The organism is Micromonospora sp. CA-244673, from assembly GCF_050948395.1.
Lineage (GTDB): Bacteria > Actinomycetota > Actinomycetes > Mycobacteriales > Micromonosporaceae > Micromonospora.
Genome location: NZ_CP192019.1, coordinates 6,018,239 through 6,044,182 on the forward strand (window position 1 = coordinate 6,018,239; position 25,944 = coordinate 6,044,182).

At 72.7% G+C, this 25,944-nt stretch carries 17 protein-coding genes and 1 pseudogene; 8 read left to right on the forward strand and 10 right to left on the reverse strand.

Annotated features, from left to right (window positions below):
• Nucleotides 1-185: 185 nt before the first annotated feature.
• A complete protein-coding gene (locus ACQP12_RS27600) occupies nt 186-1,250 on the forward strand; it encodes a hypothetical protein (protein WP_433283146.1) in 1,065 nt (354 codons plus the stop codon).
• Nucleotides 1,237-1,998, forward strand: coding sequence for a class F sortase (locus tag ACQP12_RS27605; RefSeq protein ID WP_433283148.1), 762 nt, complete (start codon nt 1,237-1,239; stop codon nt 1,996-1,998). Before ACQP12_RS27600 ends, ACQP12_RS27605 begins: the two co-directional genes overlap by 14 nt.
• A 175-nt stretch (nt 1,999-2,173) precedes the next feature.
• Here ACQP12_RS27605 and ACQP12_RS27610 read toward each other — a convergent pair whose 3' ends face one another.
• Complete coding sequence (locus ACQP12_RS27610) at nt 2,174-7,237, reverse strand: NAD-glutamate dehydrogenase (protein WP_433283151.1); 5,064 nt, start codon at nt 7,235-7,237, stop codon at nt 2,174-2,176.
• Between the two features lie 287 nt (nt 7,238-7,524).
• Here ACQP12_RS27610 and ACQP12_RS27615 point away from each other — a divergent pair, with 287 nt between their 5' ends.
• Nucleotides 7,525-9,492: a penicillin-binding transpeptidase domain-containing protein gene (locus tag ACQP12_RS27615; protein ID WP_433283152.1), complete on the forward strand. Its 1,968-nt coding sequence runs from the start codon at nt 7,525-7,527 to the stop codon at nt 9,490-9,492.
• Between the two features lie 355 nt (nt 9,493-9,847).
• Here the strand turns inward: ACQP12_RS27615 and ACQP12_RS27620 are convergent.
• The 8 genes and pseudogenes from ACQP12_RS27620 to ACQP12_RS27655 form a co-directional block, all read right to left on the reverse strand.
• Nucleotides 9,848-10,879 (reverse strand): annotated as a pseudogene (locus ACQP12_RS27620) (arginase family protein); the annotation flags it as partial.
• A 66-nt stretch (nt 10,880-10,945) separates the two neighbouring features.
• The gene (locus ACQP12_RS27625) at nt 10,946-11,866 is read right to left on the reverse strand and encodes a tetratricopeptide repeat protein (RefSeq protein ID WP_357941340.1); all 921 of its coding nucleotides are present in this window, start codon (nt 11,864-11,866) and stop codon (nt 10,946-10,948) included.
• Nucleotides 11,867-12,002: 136 nt separating this feature from the next.
• Nucleotides 12,003-13,691 (reverse strand): acyl-CoA mutase large subunit family protein, encoded by a 1,689-nt coding sequence (locus tag ACQP12_RS27630; protein ID WP_357941342.1) that lies wholly within the window; start codon nt 13,689-13,691, stop codon nt 12,003-12,005.
• Between the two features lie 96 nt (nt 13,692-13,787).
• Entirely contained in the window at nt 13,788-14,198 is a 411-nt protein-coding gene (locus tag ACQP12_RS27635; protein ID WP_357941344.1) for an Asp23/Gls24 family envelope stress response protein, read from the reverse strand.
• 85 nt (nt 14,199-14,283) lie between these two features.
• On the reverse strand, nt 14,284-15,288 hold the full coding sequence (meaB, locus tag ACQP12_RS27640) for a methylmalonyl Co-A mutase-associated GTPase MeaB (protein WP_433283156.1): 1,005 nt from the start codon (nt 15,286-15,288) through the stop codon (nt 14,284-14,286).
• A gap of 2 nt (nt 15,289-15,290) precedes the next feature.
• Nucleotides 15,291-16,484, reverse strand: coding sequence for an acetyl-CoA C-acetyltransferase (locus ACQP12_RS27645; protein ID WP_357941348.1), 1,194 nt, complete (start codon nt 16,482-16,484; stop codon nt 15,291-15,293).
• Between the two features lie 142 nt (nt 16,485-16,626).
• Nucleotides 16,627-16,941 (reverse strand): hypothetical protein, encoded by a 315-nt coding sequence (locus ACQP12_RS27650; RefSeq protein ID WP_357941350.1) that lies wholly within the window; start codon nt 16,939-16,941, stop codon nt 16,627-16,629.
• Nucleotides 16,942-17,045: 104 nt separating this feature from the next.
• Nucleotides 17,046-17,378, reverse strand: a complete 333-nt coding sequence (locus tag ACQP12_RS27655; RefSeq protein ID WP_357941352.1) for a hypothetical protein — start codon at nt 17,376-17,378, stop codon at nt 17,046-17,048.
• 401 nt (nt 17,379-17,779) lie between these two features.
• On the opposite strand from ACQP12_RS27655, the gene mce reads away from it, so the two are divergent.
• The 5 genes from mce (at nt 17,780) to ACQP12_RS27680 (ending at nt 25,125) form a co-directional block, all read left to right on the forward strand.
• A complete protein-coding gene (gene mce / locus ACQP12_RS27660; protein WP_357941354.1) occupies nt 17,780-18,256 on the forward strand; it encodes a methylmalonyl-CoA epimerase in 477 nt (158 codons plus the stop codon).
• Nucleotides 18,257-18,545: 289 nt separating this feature from the next.
• Complete coding sequence (gene ccrA / locus ACQP12_RS27665) at nt 18,546-19,901, forward strand: crotonyl-CoA carboxylase/reductase (protein WP_433289486.1); 1,356 nt, start codon at nt 18,546-18,548, stop codon at nt 19,899-19,901.
• Between the two features lie 241 nt (nt 19,902-20,142).
• A complete protein-coding gene (locus ACQP12_RS27670) occupies nt 20,143-21,399 on the forward strand; it encodes a DivIVA domain-containing protein (RefSeq protein ID WP_357941356.1) in 1,257 nt (418 codons plus the stop codon).
• A 173-nt stretch (nt 21,400-21,572) separates the two neighbouring features.
• A complete protein-coding gene (locus ACQP12_RS27675; RefSeq protein ID WP_433283159.1) occupies nt 21,573-23,555 on the forward strand; it encodes a hypothetical protein in 1,983 nt (660 codons plus the stop codon).
• Between the two features lie 475 nt (nt 23,556-24,030).
• A complete protein-coding gene (locus ACQP12_RS27680) occupies nt 24,031-25,125 on the forward strand; it encodes an AI-2E family transporter (RefSeq protein ID WP_433289489.1) in 1,095 nt (364 codons plus the stop codon).
• A gap of 3 nt (nt 25,126-25,128) precedes the next feature.
• On the opposite strand, the gene ACQP12_RS27685 is transcribed toward ACQP12_RS27680, so the two are convergent.
• Entirely contained in the window at nt 25,129-25,938 is an 810-nt protein-coding gene (locus ACQP12_RS27685) for an alpha/beta hydrolase (protein ID WP_433283161.1), read from the reverse strand.
• Nucleotides 25,939-25,944 lie beyond the last annotated feature (6 nt).

Genomic DNA, 25,944 nt, shown 5'->3' on the forward strand with positions numbered 1-25,944 from the left:
CAGGGACAGCCCCGTCCCTGTCGCACGGGAACCCACTAAAAGCGGCGTAGCACCCGTATCGCTCCCACCGCCGATAAACTCCTAAACACGAATCTTTCCCCGGATAAGTCATGAACCGGTCTAACGTCGGTCGTAGCTCGACTGAAGGCGGGCTCAGGACAAAAAGGGATGGAGTGACGCAGGTCATGGCTAAGAAGATGCTCGGGAAGCTCGTTGCGGGTGCCGCTCTCGGCGGCGCGTCCCTGCTGCTGTTCTCGCCCGGGGCGGCGAACGCGGCAAGCGCGAACGCCGTCGCCAAGCCGCAGATCAGCCTTCCCGGTACCTGCTCTGGGGAGCACGAGGACTGGGACCACAAGAACTGGGACCGCAAGGACTGGGACCGCAGCTACGAGGACCGCAAGGACCACGACCGCAAGGACCAGGACCGCAAGGACCACGACCGCAAGGACCAGGACAGCAAGCACGACGACGGCAAGCACGACGACGGCAAGGACTACGAGAACGGCAAGCACGACGACGGCAAGCACGACGACGGCAAGGACTACCAGGACGGCAAGCACGACGACGGCAAGGACTACCAGGACGGCAAGCACGACGACGGCAAGGACTACCAGAGCGGCAAGGACCAGGACGGCAAGCACGACGACGGCAAGGGCGAGGAGCACAAGGACTGGCAGGGCAGCGAGTCCTGGCAGTCTGGAGCTGACGGCCAGGGCGGCGGCCTGGTCGCCGACCAGCCGGGCGACGAGAAGGACCGCAAGGACGCGGACCGCAAGGACGAGAACGGCAAGGACGAGAACCGCAAGGACGAGAACCGCAAGGACGAGAACCGCAAGGACGACGAGCGCAACGACCGGGACAACAAGGAGCACGACGCCAAGGACCGGGACCGGCACGACGAGGACCAGAAGGACCACGACCGCAAGGACGAGGACCGCAAGGACTGGGACAACCAGAGCTGGGACAGCAAGGACGACAGCAAGAAGGACCACGACCGCAAGGACGAGGACCGCAAGGACTGGGACAACCAGAGCTGGGACAGCAAGGACGACAACAAGAAGGACCACGACCGCAAGGACGAGGACCGCAAGGACTGCATGCCGCGTGGCCACGTCGACGGCGGTGACGGTGGCATGACCACCACCAGCATGGACCGCAACATGGCCGCCAGCGGGGTGGGCGTCATCGGCGCCGCCGCCCTGGGCGGCATGATCCTGCTGCGCCGGCGCCGGGGCGATGACCTCGTCTGACCGGACGGCGACACGGGCCGGCGGCCGTCACGGGAAACCGTGGCGCGCCGCCGGCGCCGCTGTCGTCGTCCTCCTCGGCATGGTGGGCGCCGGCATGATCGGGGCATCGGTGCGGACCGAGCCGCCAGCCCGCCCGCCCCAGCCGCTCGCCCAGGCCGGGCCCGCCGACCCGTCCCCGTCGCCGACCACCATCCCGGGCCCCGCCGGTGGCATCGGCACGGAAACCGCCGACCAGGCGTCCGTCGACGACGACTCCGCGGTGACGCCGCACCCGGACCTCACCCCCGCCGGACTGCCCCGCTCGACCCCGACGTCCATCTCGATCCCCCGGATCGGCGTGCAGGCCGAGATCATGACCCTCGGCCTGAACCCGGACGGCACGGTCCAGGTGCCCCCGCTGGAGCAGGCCATGAAGGCGGGCTGGTACTCCCCCGGGCCGAGCCCCGGCGAGGCCGGCAACTCGGTGATCGTCGGCCACGTCGACTCGGCCAAGCTCGGGCCGGCCGTCTTCTTCAACCTCGGCGCGCTCCAGAAAGGCGACACCATCTCGATCGCCCGGGAGGACGGCTCGGCCGCCACGTTCACGGTGACCGAGGTGAAGTCGTACCCGAAGGCGGCCTTCCCCACCGAACTGGTCTATGGCCCGTCCGACAAGCCCGGCCTGCGGGTGGTCACCTGCGGTGGGGCGTTCGACGAGAGCAGCCGCAGCTACGTCGACAACGTCATCGCCTTCGCCAGCCTGTCATGAGGCGGGCGCGGCCCGGTGGTCGCTCATCCGACCCGCCAGGCCGGGTGGGCGCCGCGAATCAGCGCGGCCCGGTGGTCGGTCACCCGACCCGCCAGGCCGGGTGGGCGCCGCGAACGGGCGCGGCCCGGTGGTCGGGTCACCCGACCACCGGGCCGCGCTCGGCGTGCGTGTCGTGTCAGGCCGCCGCCGAGGTCCGCACCAGGGTACGGATCTGCCGCAGCAGCACCGACAGGGCGGACAGGTCGGCGCGGGACTCGTCGAACTCCCCCATCGCCCGGTGCGCCCGGTGGATCGAGGTGGCGTTCGCCTGCTCCCACTCCTGCACCCGCTCGACCGGCGGGAGGCTGTCCGGAGTGGAGCCGAGGACCTCCGCGGTGAGCGCGGCCAGCGCGGCGTACAGGTCGTAGCGCAGCGCCATCCGGGCCAGGGTCTGCCAGCGGTCCTCCCGCGGCAGCAGGGAGATCTTCGACAGCAGGGCGTCGACCCGGAACCGGTCGGAGAGGACGAAGTAGACCGAGGCCACCTCGCTCACGTCCCGGCCGGTCGACTGGGCGGTCTCCACCACGTCGAGCAGGCCGAAGCTGTACATCAGCCGGGTCGCCTGCTCGGCCAGGTCGCGGGGCAGCCCCCGGCCGGTCAGCGAGTCGATGTGGGCGGCGATGGCCTCCCGCTCGGTGCCGTAGAAGAGGTTCTCCAGCCCCGGCAGGAGCCGGGCCACCCCGTCGCGCAGGCGGGCGATCTCCCCCGGCACGTCGATCGGCGAGCGCCGGTTGGTGACCAGCCAGCGCACCGCGCGGTCGAGCAGCCGGCGGGTGTCCAGGTAGACGCTGGTCTGCAGGTCGGGCGAGACCTTGTTGTCCAGCGCCTCGACCGCGTCCCATAGCTCGCGCAGCCCGAACACCTCGCGGACCACCACGTACGCCCGCAGGACGTCCGCCGCCGAGGCGGCCGTCTCCTCCACCACCCGGAAGAGGAACGTGATGCCGCCCCGGTTGATGGCCTCGTTGACCAGGACCGTGGTGACGATGTCCCGGCGCAGCCGGTGCTGGCCCATCCGGTCGGCGAACCGCTCCCGCAGCGGGGTCGGGAAGTAGTTGACCAAGACGTCGGTCGTCCACTCCTCGTCCGCCAGCCCCTCGGCGACGATCTCCCGCTCCAGCACGATCTTCACGTACGCCAGCAGCACCGCGAACTCCGGCGCGGTCAGCCCGGTCTCGCCGCGCACCGCCAGTTCCTCGTCCGGCGGCAACGCCTCCAGCGCGCGGTCCAGCTGACCGGCCCGCTCCAGCTCGTTGATCATCCGGCGGTGCACCGGGAGCAGCGAGGCGGCCTGGGCCTGGGCGTTGTTCAGCGCCCGGGCCTGGTCGTAGTTGTCCCGCAGCACCAGCTCGGCGACCTCGTCGGTCATCTGGGCCAGCAGCTCGTCGCGTTCCGGCACGTCGAGCGCGCCGTCGGCGACCGCCGTGTTGAGCAGGATCTTGATGTTCACCTCGTGGTCGGAACAGTCCACCCCGGCCGCGTTGTCGATGAAGTCGGTGTAGATCCGGCCGCCGGCCGCCGCGTACTCGATCCGGCCGTGCTGGGTGAAGCCCAGGTTGCCGCCCTCGCCGACCACCCGGCAGCGCAGGCCCTTGCCGTCCACCCGGATGGCGTCGTTGGACTTGTCGCCGACCTCGGCGTTGGTCTGCGTCGACGCCTTCACGTAGGTGCCGATGCCGCCGTTCCAGAACAGGTCCACGGGCGCCGTGAGGATGGCCTTCATCAGCTCCTGGGGGCTGATCTGGGTGACGTCGTCGTCGAGGCCGAGCACCGCGCGGACCTGCGGCGAGACGGGCAGCGACTTGGCGGTACGCGGGTAGATCCCGCCGCCGGCCGAGATCAGCTCGGCGTTGTAGTCCTCCCAGGACGACCGGGGCAGGTCGAACAGCCGCTTCCGCTCGTCCCACGAGGTGGCGGCGTCCGGGTCCGGGTCCAGGAAGATGTGCCGGTGGTCGAAGGCGGCCACCAGCCGGATGTGCTTCGACAGCAGCATCCCGTTGCCGAACACGTCGCCGGACATGTCGCCGACGCCGACCACCGTGAAGTCCTGGGTCTGGGTGTCGTGGCCCAGCTCCCGGAAGTGCCGCTTCACCGACTCCCAGGCGCCCCGGGCCGTGATGCCCATCTTCTTGTGGTCGTAGCCGGCCGAACCGCCGGAGGCGAACGCGTCGCCCAGCCAGAAGTTGTGCGCGGCGGAGATCTCGTTGGCGATGTCGGAGAACGTCGCGGTGCCCTTGTCCGCCGCCACCACCAGGTACGGGTCGTCGGCGTCGTGCCGGACCACGTCCTGCGGCGGGACGATCTGCCCGCTGGAGATGTTGTCGGTGACGTCCAGCAGGGCGCCGACGAACTCCTTGTAGCAGGCCACCGCCTCGTCCCGGTCGCCCGGCTTCTGCTTCAGCACGAAGCCACCCTTGGCGCCCACCGGCACGATCACGGCGTTCTTCACCATCTGCGCCTTGACCAGGCCGAGCACCTCGGTGCGGAAGTCCTCCCGCCGGTCGGACCAGCGCAGCCCGCCCCGGGCCACCGGCCCGAACCGCAGGTGCACGCCCTCGAACCGCGGCGAGTAGACGAAGATCTCGAACTTGGGCCGCGGCGCCGGCAGCTCCGGAATCGCCTGCGGATCCAGCTTGAACGCCACGCCCGACTTGGGCCGCCCCCCGACCGGCTTCTGGTAGAAGCTGGTGCGCAGGGTGGCCTGGATCAACGTCAGGTAGGAGCGCAGGATCCGGTCCTGGTCGAGGCTGGCCACGTCGTCCAGCGCCTCGCCGATCGCCGCGACCAGCTCACCGCTGCGCTCCCGGCGCTCGTCCAGGGTGGACGCACCCGGGGCGAACCGGGTCTCGAAGAGCTCCACCAGCAGCGAGGCGATCTTCGGGTACGCGATGAAGGTCTGCTCCATGTACTCCTGCGAGAACACGGTGCCGGCCTGCCGCAGGTACTTCGCGTACGCCCGGAGCACCACCACCTGCCGCCAGGTGAGCCCGGCCCGGAGCACCAGCTCGTTGAAGCCGTCCACCTCGGCCTCGCCCCGCCAGGCCGCGGCGAAGGCGTTCTCCACGTGCGGGCGGACCTCGGCCAGCTCCTGGTGCGCCTCGGGCAGTTGCAGCCCGAAGTCGTAGAGCCAGATCCGGCCGTCGACGCGCTCCACCTCGTACGGGTGCTCGTCGACCACCTTCACGCCGAGCGAGTGCAGCACCGGCAGCACGGCGGAGAGCATCATGGGCTCGCCGTACCGGTAGACCTTGAACCGGACGTCCATGGACTCGTCGACCTGGACGGGCCGGCCGGCGCCGTTGGTGCGCCCGGCGAGCTGCTTGCGGAACAGGTGCATCTCCAGCTGGCCGGGCTCCTCCAGCAGCTCGAGCTTGGCCAGGTCCTTCATGGCCTCGTACGGCGTGTGGCCGTCCTTGTAGCCCTCGGGGAAGGCGTCGGCGTACCGGGCGAACAGGTGCTTGGCCTGCTCGTCGCCGAGCTTGCGCTCCAGCACCAGCCGGTAGTCGTCGTCCCACAGCCGGGTCGCGTCGGCCAGCTCCTCGGCCAGCAGGTCGGCGTCGATCTCACCCGGCGGGCTGCTCGGGTCGGTCCGGACGATGAAGTGCACCCGGGCCAGCATCGACTCGGTCACCCGGGTGGTGTAGTCGACCCCCACGCCGTTCAGCTCGCGCAGCAGGATGTCCTGCATGCGCAGCCGGTTCTGGGTGGTGAACCGGTCCCGCGGCAGGTAGATCAGGCAGGAGATGAAGCGCCCGTACGCGTCCCGGCGCAGGAACACCCGCAACTGCCGGCGGCCGGCCATGCGGAGCACACCGATCACCGCGTGGTAGAGGTCGTCGGTCTTGATCTGGAACAGCTCGTCGCGGGGGTAGGTCTCCAGGATCTGGAGCAGGTCCTTGCCGGAGTGGCTGCGCAGGCTCAGGCCCGAGCGGTCCAGCACCTCGGCGACCTTGCGCCGGACCACCGGCAGCTCCTGCACGCTGGTCCGGTAGGCCGCCGTGGAGAACAGGCCCAGGAAGCGCCGCTCCCCGACCACCTCACCGGCGTCGTTGAAGATCTTGAAGCCGATGTAGTCGAGGTAGGCCGAGCGGTGCACGGTGGCCCGCGAGTTGGCCTTGGTGATGATGAGCAGGCGCTTCTCCAGCACCTTCTCGTGCGCCTCGGGCGTCATCGAGTTGAGCGACCGGGCCTCCGGCGAGTCGGACCGCAGGATCCCCAGCCCGGTGCCGAGGACGGCCTCCAGGGCCTGGCCGCCGTCCGCGCCGTCGGTGTCGACGAGCCGGTACTCCCGGTAGCCGAGGAAGGTGAAGTGGTCGTGCGCCAGCCAGCGCAGCAGCTCCACCGAGTCGGTGATGTCCTTCTCCGGCACCGGCGGGCGGTTGTCCGAGGTGCGCGCCGAGGCCAGTTCGTCGGCCAGGGCCAGGGCGCGCTGGCGCATCTTGGGCCAGTCCTCGACGGCCTCCCGCACGTCGGTGAGGACCCGCTGCAGCTCCCGGCGCAGCTTCTCCCGCTCGGCCGCGTCACGGACCGGGTCGATCTCGATCCGCATCCAGCTCTCGACGAGGTCGCCGGCGATCGCGTCGTCCGGCTCCACGTCCGCGGAGACCTCGGTGAGCCGGCCCAGCGGCTCGCGCCGGACCACGACCAGCGGGTGCACCAGCAGGTGCACGTCGAGGTGGTGCGAGTTCAGCAGCGCGGTCACCGAGTCGACCAGGAACGGCATGTCGTCGGTGACGATCTCGATCACGGTGTGGTGCTGCTCGGCGTCCGGTTCGTGGATACGCAGCTTCAACTCGCCCGGTACCCGCTGCTGGGCGAGGTCCCGGTGGGCCCGGGCCGCGTCGAGCATCTCCTCGGCGGTGAAGCCGATCAGCTCCTCGTCCGGCGCGAACCGCCAGAAGCGGCCCACCAGGGTGGCCGCGTCGTGGTCGTCACCGGCCAGCGCGACCGCCTGGGCGACCAGGCGCTCCGCGTTGGGCACCGGCTCGTCCAGCTCGTCCTCGGACTCGTCGCCCAGAGCCTGCGCGGGCAGCCCCAGGTCGTAGAGGGTGTCGATGCTGGAACCGGTCATCCCGGTCACTCCTGTGTCGAGACGGCTGAAACCGTCTCCGTCGGTCGCCGAATCGAAGCTGTCATCGTCCCGGCTGGTGTCAGCCTGCCGGAGGTCGGGTCCCGGTTTGATCGCCGGACGCCGGTCCATCGGTGCCACTCCCCTCGACCCACCGCGTTGTGGGTCACTCTGCCGCCCAGCCTAGGCCTGCCGCTGTGCCCCTTCGTCGGCGGACCACTGGCCGGACGTCCGGATCGGGACTCTGTCCTTTCACCCGTTGCGGGTACGTGGTCGGCCGGTCGCGGATTACCCGGACTGGCGTTGTTCATCACACTGCCACACGGCACTCTTTGCCTGCGCAAAGGCCGTGCCGGGGCGGTGGGGCGGCGCGCGTCGTACTAGCGTGCAGGGCAGTTTCACACCGGAGGGACCGCTTCATGCTCCTGTCGTACCCCGTCCACCGCCGCCTCTCCCCTTCCCGTCGGGCCCTCGTGGCGCTGGCCGCCACCGTGCTGGCGGCGGGCGCCTTGACCGGGTGCTCGGGTGAGGACGGCCCGGAGCGGAGCGTCGACGGCTTCCTGAAGGGCTGGCGCTCGGGCGACCTTCAGGCGGTCGGCTTCATCGACCCGACCGGCGCCAAGGTCCCGGCGGCCGAGGTGACCAAGGAGCTGCGGTCGCTCGCCGGCGAGCTGGCCGGCAGCCCGCCGAAGCTGGAGCGCACCGGCGAGGTGAAGGTCGAGGCCGACATCGCCACCGCGCGGGTCCGGCTCACCTGGCCGCTGCCGGGCGGCGCCACCTGGACCTACGAGAATCCGGTACGCCTGCGGCACGGCGCCGACGACCAGTGGCCGGTCATCTGGGAGCCGGCCGTCGTGCACGAGAAGCTGGAGGCCGGCGACCGGTTCGCGTTGCGCCGGGAGGGCGCGCCCCGGGCGGGCGTGCTGGACGGCGCCGGAGCCCCGGTCGTGGCGCCGCGCCCGGTGGTCCGGGTGCAGGTGAACCCCGGCGAGGTCAAGGACGCCAAGGCCCTGGTCCGGCAGCTCGACGCCGCGTTCAAGGCGATCCGGCCGGCGCTCACCCCACCGGTCGACCTCTCCGACCTGCCGAAACGCCTGAGCGAGGCGGACCGTGAGGCACTCGTCGAGGTGGTGACCCTGCGCGACGAGGCCTACCGGCAGATCAAGCCCCGCATCTACGACCTGCCCGGCACCCGGTTCCAGTCCGACAAGCTCTTCCTGGCCCCGACGCGGGAGTTCGCCCGGGCCCTGCTCGGCTCGGTCGACCCGGCCCAGGCCGACGACCTCAAGGCCCACCCCGACAGGTACGTCCGGGGCGACCTGGTCGGCCACGGCGGCCTCCAGGGCCGCTACGACGAGCGGCTGCGCGGCAACCCGGGGGTCACCGTCTTCACCGAGCGCCCGGCGCCGGACGGCACCACCGCACCCAGCGGGGTCGAGGTCTACCGCAGCGAGCCGAAGGCCGGCCAGCCGCTGAAGACCACTCTCGACGCGGCCACCCAGAACGCCGCCGACGCGGCGCTGCGCGGGCAGGCCCGGCGTTCGGCGGTGGTGGCCGTCCGGATCAGCGACGGCGCGGTGCTGGCCGCCGCCAACGGTCCCGGTGCGGCCGGCGAGAACCTCGCCTTCACCGCCCAGGTGCCGCCCGGCTCGACCTTCAAGATGGTCAGCGCCCTGGGCCTGCTGGACCGCAGCGCGGTGACCCCGGAGGCGACCGTGCGCTGCCCGAAGACGTTCGAGGTCGAGGGGCGGTCCTTCAAGAACTCCGACAACTTCGAGCTGGGCGACGTCCCGTTCACCACCGACTTCGCCAAGTCCTGCAACACCGCCTTCACCTTCCTGGCCCCGAAGCTCGGTCCGGACGGGCTGGCGCAGGCGGGCCGCACGCTCGGCCTGGAGGCGCCCTGGGACCTCGGCACCGACGTCTTCGCCGGCAAGGTCTCCGCCAACGGCTCGGCCACCGAGCAGGCCGCCGCCGCGATCGGCCAGGGCACCACCGTCGTCAGCCCGCTCGCCATGGCCGGCGCCACCGCCGCCGTGGCCCGCGGCCACTGGGAGCAGCCCAGGCTGCTGCTCGACCCGGCCCCGGCGAAGCCCGCCCCGGCCGGCGCGGCGCTCAAGCCGGAGTCGGTGACGGCGCTCAAGGCGATGATGCGTGCGGTGGTCACGAGCGGCACGGCCAGCAGCCTGGCGGACGTCCCCGGCGAGCCGGTGTACGGCAAGACCGGCACCGCCGAGTACGACAACAACCCGGCGCACACCCACGCCTGGTTCGTCGGCTGGCAGGGTGACGTCGCGTTCGCGGTCTTCGTCGAGCAGGGTGGGTCGAGCACCACGAGCGCGGTCCCGATCGCCGAACGCTTCCTCCGCGGCCTCGCCGCCCGCTGACCGGGGGCCGGCGCCGTCAGGCGATGTCGACACCCGGCCGGGTCGGAGACGGCTCCGTCCCGTCCGCCTCCTCCGCCTCGGCCACCCGGCGCAGCCGCCCGGGTCCGGCCGAGGCCAGCGGCGCGACCGGCTCGGGGCCGTCCGGATCCGGCGCCCGGCGCAGCCGCCCCGGCCCGGCCGACGCCAGCGGCCCGACCGGCTCTGGGCCGTCCGGGCCGTCCGCGTCCGGCTCCCGGCGCAGCAGTCCCGGACCGGACGGGCCGGGAGAGGGCTCGGCCGGGCCGTCGCCGTTGGTGTCGGCGGGGTCGTCCCCGGCCCGGGTCGGGGCCGGGCCGATCGGTTCCACGGCCACCGCGGGCGCGGGGACGGCCGCCGGGCCGGGCAGCACATCCCGCACCGGTGGCCGGCCGTTGCCGGGCCGGGGCGCCGGGGCGACCGGGCCGGGCGGCAGCAGCCGGGGCGGTGTGGCGCCGGGCGCCGCGACCGGTGCGAGCCCGGCCACCACGGTGTTGACGATCTCGGCGGCGTACGACCCGTCGGGGTCGTAGTCGGGGTCGAAGACGGTCAGCTCGACGCCGAGGCAGTGCGGGGTGTCCACCAGGCCGGCGAGCAGGATCTCCAGCTCGGCGAACGCGATCCCGCCCGGGTCCGGCGCGTCGACCGCGGGCATCACCGCTGGGTCGAGCACGTCCACGTCGATGTGCACCCAGTAGCCGGCGCAGTCGGCCAACTGCTCGTGCGCCCACTGAGCGGTGCGGGCCGCGCCCTCGGCGCGCAGCGCCGGCACCGGGCGGGTGGTGATCCCGGCGGCCTGGAGGTCGAGCCGGTACTCGTCCTGGGCCCGGATGCCGAGCACCACCACGTCGATGTCCCGGAAGTAGGGGCGCCGCCCCTCAATGGCGGCCAGGTCGGCCTGTCCCCGGCCGGTGACCAGGGCCAGGTCCTCCCCCGCCGCCGCGCCCACGTAGGAGGCGTTGCCGGGGTGCCGGAAATCGGAGTGGCCGTCGACGAAGACCAACCCGATCCGCCCGCCGACCGCCTCGCCGAGCCGGTGCATGGCCAGCGCCGAGCCGAGCAGGACCGAGCAGTCGCCGCCGAGCACCAGCGGGAACTCGCCGCGGTCGATGATCGCGCCGATCCGGTCGGCCAGCGCCACCGAGTAGCCGGAGATCTCCGGGGCGTGGCAGACCCCGTCGCCGGGTCGCCAGTCGCCGGGGTCGTACCGGGGCGGGGTGAGGCAGCCGGCGTCGCGGGCCCGCAACCGGGCGAGCAGGCCGTGGTCGCGCAGCGCGCCGGGCGCCTTGGCGCAGCCGGGGACGGCGGTGGACGTGGGTGGGCGCAGGCCGAGGTTCGTCGGCGCGTCGAGGACGGCGATCCGGCGCATCATGGGCTCCCGTCCTCGGTGGTCGGGCGGGCCGGCCGGTACGCCGGCCCGCGCTGGCGTGCGGTGAACTCAGAACAGGGCGCTGGCCAGGGCACGTCGGGCGGCCGCCACGGCGGGGTCGTCCGGGCCGGCGATGGTGAACAGCGACACGAGGTGCTGGCGTACCTTCTCGCGGTCGTCGCCGGCGGACCGGCGGACGAGGCCGACGAGCCGGGCGTACGCCTGCTCGGCCAGGCCGCTGAGCACCTCGATGTCGGCGGCCAGGAGCTGGGCCTCGATGTCGTCGGGGGCCTGCTCGGCGGCGGCGAGCGCGGCGCGCGGGTCGGCGCCGGCCACCCGCCGGGCGACCCCGACCTGGGCCAGGCCGGCCTCGGCCGCGGCGTCCGCCGGGCTCTCGGCCAGGATCTTCCGGTACGCCGCCTCGGCGGCCTCCAGGTCGCCGGACATCAGGGCGTCGTCGGCCTCGGTGAGCCGCGGGTCCTCCGGCTCGGCGACGGTGACGCCGCCGGCCTTGAGGATGGCCTGGATCCACTGGCGGAGCTGGGCCTCCGGCACCACGCCGGAGAAGGCGTCGATCGGCTGCCCGCCGACCACCGCGTAGACCATCGGGATGCCCTGGACCCGGAACATCTGGGCGAGCCGCGGGTTGGCGTCGACGTCGACCTTGGCGAGCACCCAGGCGCCCTCGCCCTCGGCGGCCAGCCGCTCCAGCACCGGCGAGAGCTGCTTGCAGGGCTCGCACCACTCGGCCCAGAAGTCCACGATCACCGGGGTGGTCAGCGACCGTTCCAACACCTCGGACTGGAAGGTCGCCTCGGTCACGTCGAGGACGGCCACGCCGCCACCCGCCGGGGGGCCGCCGGGCACGCCGGCCGGCGGGCCGGCCTGGCTCGGGGCGGTGGGACGGGAGGGTTCCGGGGTGCCGCGCAACGCGCTGAGGTCGACCGCGCCGCGGGTGAAGATCGACGAGGTGATCCGTGGGTCGCTCATGGTTATCTAGTCTCGCACGTGTCCCCGCGAAGTCAGATCAACCGCCACGGCGGCAGTTGCGACTCTCACGCCTGGTCGGGATGCGGGAAAGGGCCCCGTCCCGACGGCGAGCGTCGGGACGGGGCCCTCCGGGGGCTCAGAAGCGGGCGGGCTCGCGGTAGACGCCCCACTCGCCACGCAGCGCGTCGCAGATCTCGCCCAGCGTGGCCTCGGCCCGGACCGCGTCCAGCATGGCCGGGATCATGTTCTCGCCGGTCCGGCTGACCTCGACCATCCGCTGCACGGCGGCCTTGACCGCGGCGTCGTCGCGGCCGGCCTTGCGCTCGGCGAGCACCCGGCGCTGCTCCAGCTCGACCTCGTGCGAGATGCGCAGGATCTCCAGGTCCTTGGCGACCGTGCCGGTGTGGCAGTTGACCCCGACGATCCGCTTGTCGCCCTTCTCCAGCGCCTGCTGGTAGACGAAGGCCGACTCGGCGATGTGGCCGGTGAACCAGCCGTCCTCGATGCCGCGCAGGATGCCCGAGGTCATCGGGCCGATCTTGTGCGGGCCCTCGCCGCCGAGCTGCCGGATCCGGGCGAAGATCTCTTCCGCCTCGGCCTCGATCTTGTCGGTCAGCGCCTCCACGTACCAGGAGCCGCCGAGCGGGTCGGCGACGTTGACGACGCCGGTCTCCTCCATGAGCACCTGCTGGGTGCGCAGGGCGATCTCGGCGGACTCGTCGGTGGGCAGGGCCAGGGTCTCGTCGAGGGCGTTGGTGTGCAGCGAGTTGGTGCCGCCGAGCACGGCCGCCAGGGCCTCCACGGCGGTCCGCACCACGTTGTTGACCGGCTGCTGCGCGGTCAGCGACACCCCGGCGGTCTGGGTGTGGAACCGGAGCCACTGGGCCTTCTCGCTGGTGGCGCCGTAGACGTCGCGCAGCCAGCGGGCCCAGATCCGGCGGGCGGCCCGGAACTTGGCGATCTCCTCGAAGAAGTCCACGTGGGAGTCGAAGAAGAAGCTCAGGCCCGGGGCGAACACGTTGACGTCCAGCCCCCGGGAGAGCCCGAGCTCGACGTAGCCGAACCCGTCGGCCAGGGTGTACGCCAGCTCCTGCGCGGCGGTCGAGCCGGCCTCGCGGATGTGGTAGCCGGAGACCGACAGCGGCTTGTACCGCGGGATCTCCCGGGCGCAGTACTCCATCAGGTCGCCGATGAGGCGCAGGTGCGGCTCCGGGTCGAAGAGCCACTCCTTCTGCGCGATGTACTCCTTGAAGATGTCGGTCTGGAGCGTGCCGTCGAGGGTGGACAGGTCGGCGCCCTGCCGCTCGGCGGCGACCAGATACATGCAGAAGACCGGGACGGCCGGGCCGGAGATGGTCATCGAGGTGGTCACGCCGGCCAGGTCGATGCCGTCGAAGAGCACCTCCATGTCGGCGGCCGAGTCGACCGCCACGCCGCAGTGCCCGACCTCGCCGAGCGACTGCGGGTCGTCGGAGTCGCGCCCCATGAGGGTCGGCATGTCGAACGCGACGGAGAGCCCGCCGCCGCCGGCCCCGAGGATCATCTTGTAGCGCTCGTTGGTCTGCTGGGCGTTGCCGAACCCGGCGAACTGCCGGATGGTCCAGGTGCGCCCGCGGTAGCCGGTCGGGTAGAGCCCCCGGGTGTAGGGGAACTCGCCCGGCCAGCCGATCCGCTCGAAGTCCGGGTACGGCACCCCCTCCGGCGGCCCGTAGACCGGGTCAACGGTCATCCCGGACAGCGTGGTGAAGTCCGCGTCCCGCTTGCGGGCGGCGTCGTAGCGGGCCTGCCAGCGGGCCCGACCGGCGGCGATCTCGTCGGCGTCCATGCGCGGAGCTCCTCCTCGAGTCCTGGGATGCAGACCGAGTGTAGAACGCCAGCCTGAACGATCGCTAAGCTTGCGCCTACCGATCGGTAACCGGGGTCAGGCCGAGGGGACCACCGGCCCGCCCAGGGCCACGTCGTCGACCCGGATGTTGATCTCGTCGACCCGCAGCCCGTACGCCTCGACCGCCGAGGTCACCGCGACGCGGACCGCCTCGGTCACCTCGGGCACCGGCCGGCCGCCGCCGATGACGATGACCAGGTTGACCACCGCCGCCCCGTCGGTGACGTGCGCCGAGCAGCCGCGGCGGGCGTCGCCGACCTGGTCCAGCCCGACCCGGTCCAGCACGGCGTTGAAGAAGCGGGCCACGTCGCCGCCCAGCTCGGCCACCCCGGGCACCGACTTCGCGGCGGCCACCGCGATCTTCTCCACCACCTCGTCGGAGACGTGCGTCGCACCGCCCGCCACCGCGTTCGGGGTCACCGACAGCTCCTGGGTCTCGTCAGCCATGCTCTCCCACCACAGACGCGCACCGCCCCACGGGTCCGTGAGGCGGTGCGAGCGTACTAGGCGGGTGTGCTCCCCAGTGGACCCGTCAGGCGCCGAGCTGGGCCAGCAGCTCGCCGGCCGCCGCGTACGGGTCGATGGCGCCGTCGGCCACCTTGGCGGCCAGGGTCGGCAGCTGCGTACCGTCGCGCAGTGAACCGATGCGGTTCCGCAGGGTGCCCAGCGCGATCGCCTCGATCTCGGCGGCGGCCCGCGCCTCCCGGCGGCGGCGCAGCTCGCCGTGGCGCTCCAGCCAGTCGCGGTGCTTGTCGATCGCGGCGGCGATGTCGTCGATGCCCTCGCCGCGGGCGGCGATGGAGCGCACCACCTGCGGCCGCCACTCGCCCGGCCCGCGCTCGCCCAGCGCGATCATGCCCTGGATGTCGCGGACGGTGGCGTCGGCGCCGTCCCGGTCGGCCTTGTTGACCACGAAGACGTCGGCGATCTCCAGGATGCCGGCCTTGACGGCCTGGATGGCGTCGCCCATGCCCGGGGCGAGCAGCACCAGCGTGGTGTCGGCCAGCGAGGCCACCTCGACCTCGGCCTGGCCGACGCCGACGGTCTCCACGAGCACCACGTCGCAGCCGGCGCCCTCCAGCACCCGCACCGCCTGGGGCGTGGCCGCCGAGAGCCCGCCGAGGTGGCCCCGGCTGGACATCGAGCGGATGTAGACGCCCGGGTCGGTGGCGTGGTCCTGCATCCGGACCCGGTCGCCGAGGATCGCGCCGCCGGTGAACGGGCTCGACGGGTCGATGGCCAGCACGCCCACCCGGTGGCCGCGCGCCCGCAGCGCCCGGACCAGCTCGTTGGTGGTGGTCGACTTGCCCACGCCCGGCGAGCCGGTCAGGCCGACCACCTGGGCGTGCCCGGCGTAGGGCGCGAGGGTCGCCGCGACCTGCGGCAGCACCTCGTCGCCGGACTCGACCAGGGTGATCAGCCGGGCCACCGCGCGGGGGTCGCCCGCGCGGGCCCGCTCGACCAGCAGGGGTACGTCCCGGCTGCGGCGCACCGAGCCGGCGGCCGCCGCCGGGACGTTCTGAGCACGGTCCTCCACGGTCAGCTCTCGGCACCGTTCGGAACGTGGATGATCAGCGCGTCGCCCTGGCCACCGCCGCCGCAGAGCGCGGCCGCGCCGGTGCCGCCGCCGCGCCGCTTGAGCTCCAGCGCCAGGGTGAGCACCAGCCGGGCGCCGGACATGCCGATCGGGTGGCCGAGCGCGATGGCGCCGCCGTTGACGTTGATCTTGTCGGTGCTGACCCCGAGGTCCCGCGCGGACTGGATGCCGACCTGGGCGAACGCCTCGTTGATCTCGATGAGGTCGAGGTCGGAGACGCTGAGGCCGCCCTTCTTCAAGGCGTGCTGGATGGCGTTCGACGGCTGCGAGTGCAGCGAGTTGTCGGGGCCGGCCACGTTGCCGTGCGCACCGATCTCGGCCAGCCAGGTGAGCCCCAGCTCCTTGGCCTTGGCCTTGCTCATGACGACCACCGCGGCGGCGCCGTCGGAGATCGGCGAGGAGCTGCCGGCCGTGATGGTGCCGTCCTTGGTGAAGGCCGGGCGGAGCTTGCCCAGCGACTCCGTGGTGGTGTCCGGGCGGATGCCCTCGTCCTCGCTGATCACCAGCGGGTCGCCCTTGCGCTGCGGGATGATCACCGGGGTGATCTCGTCGGCGAAGTGGCCGTTCTTCTGGGCGGCGGCGGCGCGCTGGTGGCTGGCCGCGGCGAACGCGTCCTGCTCCTCGCGGGTGATGCCGTGCTTCGCCCCGAGCCGCTCGGTGGACTCGCCCATCGAGCAGCAGTCCCAGGCGTCGGTGAGACCGTCCAGGGCCATGTGGTCCTTGATGGTCACGTCGCCGTACTTGTAGCCGGAGCGCTGGCCGAGCAGCAGGTGCGGGGCGTTGGTCATCGACTCCATGCCGCCGGCCACCACGATGTCGAACTCGCCGGCCCGGATGAGCTGGTCGGCCAGGGCGATCGCGTCCAGGCCGGAGAGGCAGACCTTGTTGATGGTCAGCGCCGGGGTGGACATCGGGATGCCCGCCTCGACGGCGGCCTGGCGGGCCGGGATCTGGCCCGCGCCGGCCTGGAGCACCTGCCCCATGATCACGTACTGGACCTGGTCCGGCGCCACGCCGGCGCGCTCCAGCGCTGCCTTGATCGCGACGCCGCCGAGCTTCGTCGCGGGGAGGTCCTTGAGGTTGCCCAGCAGGCGCCCCATCGGGGTCCGCGCGCCGCTGACGATCACCGAAGCCATGCCTGCCTCCGAGGGGGTGCCGACCTGTACGCCTTAACGATTGTTAGGACGCACCATATCTGCCGGGAAGGGCGACAGTACGGTGACCCCGAGCACGTCCGCAATGCGACCCAGTCATGATGATCAATGAAGTTCCGCACGTTCAGCCCTGGCGCGGACGGCGCCGGCGCGGCGGCACCGGCCCCCTGGGCGACGACGCCGGCGAGGGGTGCGCCCCGCGGGTGGCCACCTCGATCCGCGGCGTCCGGTCCGGCGGGAGGTGCTCCCGCTCCGCGACCACCACCACGTCGACCTTCCCGTCGATCATCATCTGCCTGACCTCGTCCCACGGCGCCGTGGTGATGATGCCGAGGAGGCCGTAGCGGCAGCGCCGCGCGTGGTCCAGGCAGGCCATGAGGTGGGGTTCGATCGGGTCGACGTGGGAGGGGATCCAGATGGCGGCGACGGGGCGTGACAATGAACTCACCATCCGCACTCTCCACCGTGTGCAAGTTGCAGATCAACCGTGCGCCGTCCGGGTTCGCATATGCCGAACGATCGATGGGCTGGGTCGCCACCGGGTCAGCGGCCGGGCGTTCCACCCCGCGGTGACCGGAGGTGGTCGTCGAGGCGGCTCTCCACGTCCTTGAGACGGCGCTCCGCATCGTTGACCGCGTCCCGCAGCGTCCCACGCCCGTCCGGGTGCAGCTCCGTCTCGATCCGCCGCAACCGCTCCGGCACCCCCGGGAGGGCGTCGTGGCCCGGTCGGGCCGGCACCCCGTACCAGTCCTGCCGGAACTCCTCGTTCTGCCGGGCCAGGCGGCGCAGCGGCCGGCTCACCGTCACGGCCAGGGTCAGCGCGCTGAGGATCGCGCCCAGCACGACGCCTGCCGCCGCCCACTGCTCCATCGTCATGCCGACCGCTCCCGAGCCCGGCCGCCCGCGACGGTTGCGCCCCGTGCGCTGCCGCGCCTCTCCGGTGCCGTGTGCACGGCTCGACCCTCCCGAGTCCGGTCGCGCCCCCGCGCCCGGGCCGCGAGCGCTGGCCGGGGGACGACCATTGCTGATGTGCGTGCCTGTTCGAATCCTGCTCGCGACCTGGTCAGCGCGGCATCGCCCGTCCAGCAGGACGATTGGAGCGGCGCCGGCCGCCGCTCGGGCGTACGGAGGATGCGGGCCGGGTGACCCCGTTCGGGATCCGGCCGTTCGACCGAGGCTCACGCCGAGGACGTTCGAGCGTGGTCCGTTCGGCGGAGTGAGATGCCCGACTGGGAAGGTCTCTGTCTCCCGAACGATCGTTGGATCAGACTGGCGCCATGGCTGAGAACTCCCCCGTCGAGCCCGCTGCCGACCATGTCACAGACATCGGCCTGCGCCGCATCGACCACGTCGGGATCGCCGTGGCGGACCTGGACGCCGCGATCGACTTCTACGCGCGCACCTTCGGGATGCGCTGCGTGCACACCGAGACCAACGAGGAGCAGGGCGTACGCGAGGCGATGCTCGCCGTCGGGCCGACCGCCGAGGGCGGCTGCGTGCAGCTCCTCGCCCCGCTGTCGCCGTCCTCGACGATCGCCAAGTTCCTGGACCGCAACGGGCCGGGCGTGCAGCAGGTCGCGTACACGGTGACCGACATCGACGCGGCCTGCGCGGCGCTGCGCGAGCGCGGCGTACGGCTGCTCTACGAGAAGCCGAGGCGCGGCACCGCCGACTCGCGGATCAACTTCGTGCACCCGAAGGACGCCGGCGGCGTCCTGGTCGAGCTGGTCGAGCCGGCCGCCACCGGCCACTGAACCGCGCGGAGGGGCGCCGGCCGAGGCGGCCGGCGCCCCTCTCAGCACCTGGGACACGGCGCGGCACTGCGCGGTTTCACGTTCCCACGGACACCTCCACGCATCGGTGGATGCAGTTTTTCACAGAGGACTTCCGGCCCTAGCTACCGTTCAGTAACGTCCGGCCCCACAGGAGTGCGACCGGTGCCGGTTGTGTCGATCGCCGACATGGCGGTCCCGTCGCACCGGCGCCGACGATGGCAGCACCCCTGCCCGCCCGGTGCGGGTGCGCAACGAACGGGAGGTCACCGTGCAGGACATCCTCGAAGCGATCATGGCGGCGGAGGGCTCCGCCCAGCCGGAGCGGGAGCTCGCCGGCATCGCCGGCCTGCCGGTACCCGAGAGCTACCGGGGCGTGGTGGTCCGCGCCGAGGACACCCGGATGTTCGACGGCATGGCCACCCGGGACAAGGACCCGCGCAAGGCGCTGCACGTCCAGGAGGTGCCCACCCCCGAGCTGGGCCCCGGTGAGGCGCTGGTCGCGGTGATGGCCAGCGCCATCAACTACAACACCGTGTGGACGAGCATCTTCGAGCCGCTGCCCACCTTCAAGTTCCTCCAGCGCTACGGCCGGCTCTCCGAGCTGACCCGCCGGCACGACCTGCCGTACCACGTGGTCGGGTCGGACGCGGCCGGCGTGGTGCTGCGGACCGGGCCGGGCGTGACCCGGTGGAAGGCCGGCGACGAGGTGGTCGCGCACTGCCTCTCCGTGGAGCTGGAGGACGCCGCGGGCCACGACGACACCATGCTCGACCCGCAGCAGCGGATCTGGGGCTTCGAGACCAACTTCGGCGGCCTGGCCGAGCTTGCCGTGGTCAAGGCCAACCAGCTCATGCCGAAGCCGCAGCACCTGAGCTGGGAGGAGGCGGCCAGCCCGGGGCTGGTCAACTCCACGGCGTACCGGCAGCTCGTCTCCCACCACGGGGCCAACATGAAGCAGGGCGACGTGGTGCTGATCTGGGGCGCCTCCGGCGGCCTGGGCGGCTACGCCACCCAGATGGCGCTGGGCGGCGGGGCCATCCCGGTCTGCGTGGTCTCCTCGCCGGAGAAGGCTGAGCTGTGCCGGAAGATGGGCGCCGAGCTGGTCATCGACCGCACCGCCGAGGGCTTCCGGTTCTGGAAGGACGAGGAGACCCAGGACCAGGACGAGTGGCGCCGCTTCGGGGAGCGGATCCGCGAGCTGACCGGGGGCGAGGACCCGGACATCGTCTTCGAGCACCCCGGCCGCGAGACCTTCGGCGCCAGCGTCTACGTCGCCAAGAAGGGCGGCACCATCGTCACCTGCGCCTCCACGAGCGGCTACCTGCACCAGTACGACAACCGCTACCTCTGGATGCACCTCAAGCGGATCGTCGGCAGCCACTTCGCCAACTACCACGAGGCGTGGCAGGCCAACCGGCTCGTGGCGCTCGGCAAGGTGCACCCGACCGTGTCGAGGACCTACCCGCTGGAGCAGACCGGCCAGGCCGCGTACGAGGTGCACCGCAACGCGCACCAGGGCAAGGTCGGCGTGCGCTGCCTGGCGCCCACCGACGGGCTCGGCGTCCGGGACACCGAGCTGCGCGCCCGGCACGAAACCGCGATCAACCGGTTCCGCGGGCACTGACGCCGGCATTGCCTTTCCGGTAGGCCGCAACACCATTCGATTGCTGTCCGACAAAGGGCCGCGGGCGTCGACCCGCGGCCCTTTCGCGCTCTCCCCGCTCGGCCGCCCGACCCGCCCGGGACCTGCCAAGATCGCCGGTTGGTCCAGTCCCGGCACGCGGCGAAGTTGACCATGTAAACAGGACACGAAAGCTGCGCACCGCTCTTGCGAAGCACCCTGGGGCGTCTGCGAGTATGTCCCAATGCCCCAGCAGCAGTCCTCCCCTCTTGCGTTCTTCGATAACGCGAACTCACAGCCCGATTTCACCGTTGGCCTGCGCGGTTACAACACCAACCAGGTCGACGACTTCATCGGCCGGCTGACCGCCGCCCTGAGCCAGTCCGAGCAGGCCCGCGCCGAGGCCGAGCAGCGGATGAACGACGCGCAGCGCCGGCTGCGCCAGGCCGAGCAGCGCCAGGGCGCGCTCGAGCAGAAGCTCACCGAGACCAACAAGCAGCTCGAGGAGAACAACCGGCCGACCCTCTCCGGTCTGGGCACCCGGGTCGAGCAGATCCTCCGGCTGGCCGAGGAGCAGGCCAACGACCACCGCAACGAGGCCAAGCGCGAGTCGGAGGGCATCCTCTCCGCCGCCCGCCTCGAGGCGCGGGAGATCACCGACAAGGCGCGCGCCGAGGCGGCCGCCATGAAGGCCAGCGCCGAGCGCGAGGCCGGCAGCGTCCGCACCGCCGCCGAGCGGGAGGCCGCCGAGGTCCGGGTGCAGGCCCGCCGCGAGGCCGACACCCTGCGCGCCGACGCCGACCGGGAGACCAAGCAGCTGCGCACGGTCACCGCCCACGAGGTGGCCGAGCTGAAGTCCACGGTCGAGCGCGAGGTCGCCACCCTGCGCGCCACCGCCGAGCGGGAGATCACCCAGCAGCGGGCGAAGGCCGCCCGCGAGGCGGAGGAGAAGCGGGCCGAGGCCACCAAGCTGCTCACCGACGCGCGGGACAAGCGCGACAAGGACCTCCAGGCCCTGGAGCTCCAGCTCGCCGAGCGGCGCGAGAAGGCCGAGCGCGAGGAGTCGGAGCGGCACGCCGCCCAGGTCGCGCAGACCCAGAAGCTGGTCAGCGAGGCCGAGCAGCGCGCCCGTGCCGCCCAGGAGCGGGCCAAGGAGATCGAGCAGCGGGCCGAGGCCCGCCGGGTCGAGTCCGAGCGCACCGCCACCGACACGGTGGAGAAGGCCAAGGCGCTGGCCGACAAGACGGTGTCCGAGGCGAGGGCCGAGGCGCAGCGACTGCTCAACGAGGCCCGCACCGAGGCCGAGCTGACCACCCAGGCGGCCCGCCGCGAGGTCGAGGACCTCACCCGGCAGAAGGACGCGGTCACCTCGCAGCTCGGGCAGATGCTCTCCGGTCTCGCCGGCATCGTGCCGGGCGTGCCGGCGGCGGGCGCCAACAAGCCGGAGGCGCCGAAGGCCGACGGCACCGACAAGAAGGTCACGGCCGAGTCGGCCAGCTGACCCCCACCACCCGCAGACGGGGCATGAGCCGCGGCGCGGGGTGACACCGGGTGACCGGTGTCGCCCCGCGCCGTTACGCTTTCCGTCCCGTTTCGCCAGTTCAGTGAACTGTGCCTCCCAACAGGGGCGTCCGTATCGCCCCAGCAGGGCCGGATGCGTGTGAGGATGGGGGCATGTCGCACGGCGAGGAACTGTTCGCCCTCGGCGGGGACGTGACCACGGAGCCCAGCTTCGAGTCCGCTCTGCGGGGGTACGACAAACGACAGGTCGACCGTTACGTCGCTCGTGCGGAGCACGAGATCTCCGCGTTGACGACCGAGCGGGAACAGGCGTACACCCAGATCCACAAGCTGGCCGGCCAGGTCGAGGTGCTGCAACGCGACCTCGCGCAGGTGCGCAAGCAGGTGGGTGTGGTGGACCGGGCCTCGTTCCGGCACCTCGGTCCCCGGGTCGAGCAGATCCTCACCATGGCCGAGGAGCAGGCCGACGACATCCTGACCGCCGCCAACGAGGAGATCGAGGCCCGGCGGGCGGCCGCCGAGCACATCGTCGAGGAGGCCCGGGAGCAGGCGGCCCAGGCCCTCAAGGACTTCGAGATCGCCCTCGCGGCCCGCCGCGCCGAGGAGGAGCGGCACACCGCCGCCCGCAAGGCCGAGGCGGAGTCCACTCTCTCCGCCGCCAAGGCCGAGGCGGAGAAGCTGCGGAAGACCGCCCAGGACGCGCTGGCCAAGGCCCAGCAGGAGGCCACCCAGCTCCGGGACACCGCCAAGGAGATCCACGCCCGCGCCCAGCAGGAGTCCGCCCGGCTGCGCGAGACGGCCAAGGAGGCGCTGGCCAAGGCCCAGCAGGAGGCCACCCAGCTCCGCGAGGCGGCCAAGGAGGTGCACGCCAAGGCCCAGCAGGAGGCCAAGCGGCTCACCGACTCCGCCGCCGAGGCCGGCCGGGCCACCCACGCCAAGGCGCTCGCCGAGGCCAAGAAGGTCGTCGACGACGCGGAGGAGGCGGCGAAGGTCACCCGCGGCCGGGCCCGCACCGAGGCCAACCGGCTCACCACCGAGGCCACCGAGGCCGGCAAGCGCAACCGCGCCGAGGTCGAGGCGTACGTGCAGCGGATGCGGAGCGAGACCGAGGCGTACGTCCAGCAGGCCCGCGCCCAGACCCAGCAGGAGCTGGGCGCCTGGCGGGCCGGCGTGGAGAAGGAGGTCAAGGCCCGGCGGGAGACGTCGGACAAGGAGCTGGCCCAGCGCCGCGCCACCGCCGAGCAGGAGTTCGCCAAGCGCCGCGACGAGCTGGACAAGCAGCACACCAAGCGGCAGGACGAGCTGGAGAAGGCGTACACGGCCCGGCGCGCGGAGATCGAGCAGGGCGCGGCGGAGCTCCGGCAGGCCGCCGAGCAGGACGCGCTCACCATGCGCCAGCGGGCCGAGGAGGAGGCCGCCGAGCTGCTGCGCCGGGCCGAGGCGGACGCCGCCGGCAAGCGCCGCAAGGCCGACGAGCACGTGGCCGCCTCGCGGCGGCAGTTCGAGGAGTACGCGGCCACCACGCAGCAGCACCTGGCCACCACCCAGCAGCACCTCGCGGCCACCCAGCAGGAGGTGGCGGCCGGCCGGCAGCAGCTCGCCCAGGTGATGCTGGAGATCGCCAACGCCCAGCAGGAACTGGCCGACCTGCGCACGGAGACCTGGAAGTCCCGGCAGGAGTCCGACGACCTCCAGCGCCGGCTCGCCGAGCTGCGCACGGAGGCCGGTTCGGCCGGCCTGGCCGCGACTCCCGTCGACCCGGCCGAGCTGCCCACCGCGGTGGGCGGCGGCGACGCGGACGGCACTCCGGCGGGCGACCGGACCCCGGTGCCCGCCACCGCCAAGGGCACCACGGCGGTCTCCCCCAACGGTGGCGCTCCCGCGGAGGCCGGCGGGCCGGCGGCGGACGCCGCGAAGGCCCGCCCGGTCGGCGAGCCGGTGACCACCGTGGACGGCTCCGGCGCCAGCGCCGGGGTGGACGGCGAGCCGACCGTGGCCGCCGTGCCCGGCGAGGGCGGCCGGGGCGCCACCCCCACGAAGATCACCAGCACCGGCGAGAACGGCAAGCGCCCGACCAAGCCGACCACCGACGAGCGCAGCGCCAAGCCGAGCACCGTCACCGTCGACAAGGACTGACCCGGAGCCCACATCGCCCGCCTGGAGGCAACGCACCACCTCGCCGATGTGGCAGGGTCCGAGGCTCGGGGAAAGGCCCACCTCGGCGAGCTGGCGACGCGGAGCACGCACGCACCGGGCGGCGGGAAGTGGCGGAGAGATGGCCGGGGCGGGCGTCGACCGCTAACCTGCGGGGCAGAAGAGGGCCGGATCCATCCGGTCCGCACGGTCCGCTGCAGGGGCGCTCCGCCGGGCCGGAGCGGGAGCCGGGGAGGCACGGGTGTCGCAGGAGGGATCCGCCGCCCCGGACGACGACCCGCTCGAGCCGTTGCGCCCCGAACCCGATCCCACCGACCCGAGCGGCAGACCCCGCCACGCCGCCGAGGAACCGACCGGCAGCCCCGCACCGGCCGGCAGCACGGGACCAGCAGCCCGCACAGGACCAACAGCCGGCACGGGACCGGGCGACAGCGCAGGACCGGGCGGCAGGCCCGGGCTGGCCGAACTCGGTGTGGAGACCGAGCCGACCGAGTTCGAGCCGAGCGGCCGCTTCGGCGTGCCGGGCCGGCCACTGCGGCGCAGCAGCTTCCTGATCGGCTTCACCGGGGCGCTCGGCGTGCTGCTCGCGTACGCGGTGTTCCTGGGCGTACGCAACTCGGCCGGCATCCTGGTGCTGGTGGTGATCGCGCTCTTCCTCGCCGTCGGCCTGCACCCGGCCGTGGTCCGGTTGCGGGGCTGGGGGTTGCCGCACGGGCTGGCCGTGGCGGTGGTGACGCTGACCGTCGTGCTGCTCATCGTCGGCGGGCTGCTGGCGCTGGTGCCACCGGTGGTGACCCAGTCCGGGCAGTTCATCGAGCACCTACCCGGCTACGTCGACGAGCTGCGCCGCAACCCCACCGTCAACGACTTCGTCGAGCGCTACGACGTGATGCGGCGGGTCCAGTCGGCCGCGAACGCGGACACCATCGGCCGGGCCCTCGGCGGCGTGCTCGGCGGGGCGCAGCTCATCTTCGGCACCATCTTCCGGGCGCTGACCGTGCTGGTGCTGACGATCTACTTCCTGGCCTACTTCAACAAGCTGCGCGACCTCGGGTACGCGCTGGTGCCCCGGTCCCGCCGGGAGCGGGTACGCCTGATCGGCGATGAGATCCTGACCCGGGTCGGCGCGTACATGGTCGGCGCCCTGGCCATCGCGGTGCTGGCCGGGGCGAGCACCTTCGTGTTCGCCCTGGTGGTCGGGCTGCCGTACCCCTTCGCCCTGGCCGTGGTGGTCGCGGTGACCGACCTCATCCCGCAGATCGGGGCGACCCTGGGCGCCGTGGTGGTGACCCTGGTCGGGCTCGCCACCGACCTGCCGGTCGGCATCGCCTGCCTGGTCTTCTTCCTGATCTACCAGCAGGTCGAGAACTACCTGATCTACCCGAAGATCATGCGCCGGGCCGTCTCGGTCAACGAGGTGGCCGCGCTGCTGGCCGCCCTGCTCGGGGTGTCGCTGCTGGGTGTGGTCGGCGCGCTGATCGCCATTCCCACGGTGGCCGCGCTCCAGCTCATCCTGCGCGAGGTGGTGCTGCCGCGGCAGGAGTCCCGCTGACCGTCAGCCGGCGCGACGCTGCTCCGGGCCGGGCACCGGGGTGTCGGCGAAGGCGGCCACCGTCCGGTCGGCGTACGCGCTGACGTCGCCGGTCTCCATCGGGCCGTCCCAGGTGGTCGGCAGCGGGACCGGCACGGCCGGGTTGACCCGGCTGACGATCTCGTTGAGCACGGTCTCCGCGTCGCCGACCCACAGGTGCTTGGCGCCCGGCACCCCGACCACCTCGGCCTGCGGCACGGCCGCGAAGCGCTGCCGGGCCTCCTCGGGGCGCAGGTAGTCGTCGAACTCGGGGACCAGGGCCGTGAGCGGCCGGCCGGACTCGGCCCAGACGGTCAGGTCCGCGGGCGCGGAGTAGCGCAGCGGCGGGGAGAGCAGGATGGCGCCGGCCACGGCCGGGTCGCAGCCGTACTTCAGCGCCAGGTCGGTGCCGAACGACCAGCCGACCAGCCAGATGTTCGGCAGCTCGTGGAACTCGGCGTACTCGATGGCGGCGGCCACGTCGAAGCGCTCGCCGACCGCGCCGTCGAAGGCCCCCTCGCTGGTGCCGCGGACGCTGCTGGTGCCCCGGGTGTTGAAGCGGAGCACGGCCAGGTCGGCCAGCGCGGGCAGCCGCCAGGCCGCCTTGCGGAACACGTGGCTGTCCATCATGCCGCCGTGGGTGGGCAGCGGGTGCAGGCAGACCAGGGTGCCGACCGGCTCCCGCTCCAGCGGCCGGGCCAGTTCGCCGACCAGCATCAGGCCGTCGGCGGTGTGCAGCTCGATGTCCTCCCGGCGGCCGGGCAGGATCGACGACGCACGGATCGGTGTGCTCACCGCTCC

Bases quoted from the DNA above. Each gene is read 5' to 3' on its own strand.
- ACQP12_RS27600 (WP_433283146.1), top strand. From the start codon at position 186: ATGGCTAAGAAGATGCTCGGGAAGCTCGTTGCGGGTGCCGCTCTCGGC.
- ACQP12_RS27605 (WP_433283148.1), top strand. From the start codon at position 1,237: ATGACCTCGTCTGACCGGACGGCGACACGGGCCGGCGGCCGTCACGGG.
- ACQP12_RS27610 (WP_433283151.1), bottom strand. From the start codon at position 7,237: ATGGACCGGCGTCCGGCGATCAAACCGGGACCCGACCTCCGGCAGGCT.
- ACQP12_RS27615 (WP_433283152.1), top strand. From the start codon at position 7,525: ATGCTCCTGTCGTACCCCGTCCACCGCCGCCTCTCCCCTTCCCGTCGG.
- ACQP12_RS27625 (WP_357941340.1), bottom strand. From the start codon at position 11,866: ATGAGCGACCCACGGATCACCTCGTCGATCTTCACCCGCGGCGCGGTC.
- ACQP12_RS27630 (WP_357941342.1), bottom strand. From the start codon at position 13,691: ATGGACGCCGACGAGATCGCCGCCGGTCGGGCCCGCTGGCAGGCCCGC.
- ACQP12_RS27635 (WP_357941344.1), bottom strand. From the start codon at position 14,198: ATGGCTGACGAGACCCAGGAGCTGTCGGTGACCCCGAACGCGGTGGCG.
- ACQP12_RS27645 (WP_357941348.1), bottom strand. From the start codon at position 16,484: ATGGCTTCGGTGATCGTCAGCGGCGCGCGGACCCCGATGGGGCGCCTG.
- ACQP12_RS27655 (WP_357941352.1), bottom strand. From the start codon at position 17,378: ATGACGATGGAGCAGTGGGCGGCGGCAGGCGTCGTGCTGGGCGCGATC.
- mce (WP_357941354.1), top strand. From the start codon at position 17,780: ATGGCTGAGAACTCCCCCGTCGAGCCCGCTGCCGACCATGTCACAGAC.
- ACQP12_RS27670 (WP_357941356.1), top strand. From the start codon at position 20,143: ATGCCCCAGCAGCAGTCCTCCCCTCTTGCGTTCTTCGATAACGCGAAC.
- ACQP12_RS27675 (WP_433283159.1), top strand. From the start codon at position 21,573: ATGTCGCACGGCGAGGAACTGTTCGCCCTCGGCGGGGACGTGACCACG.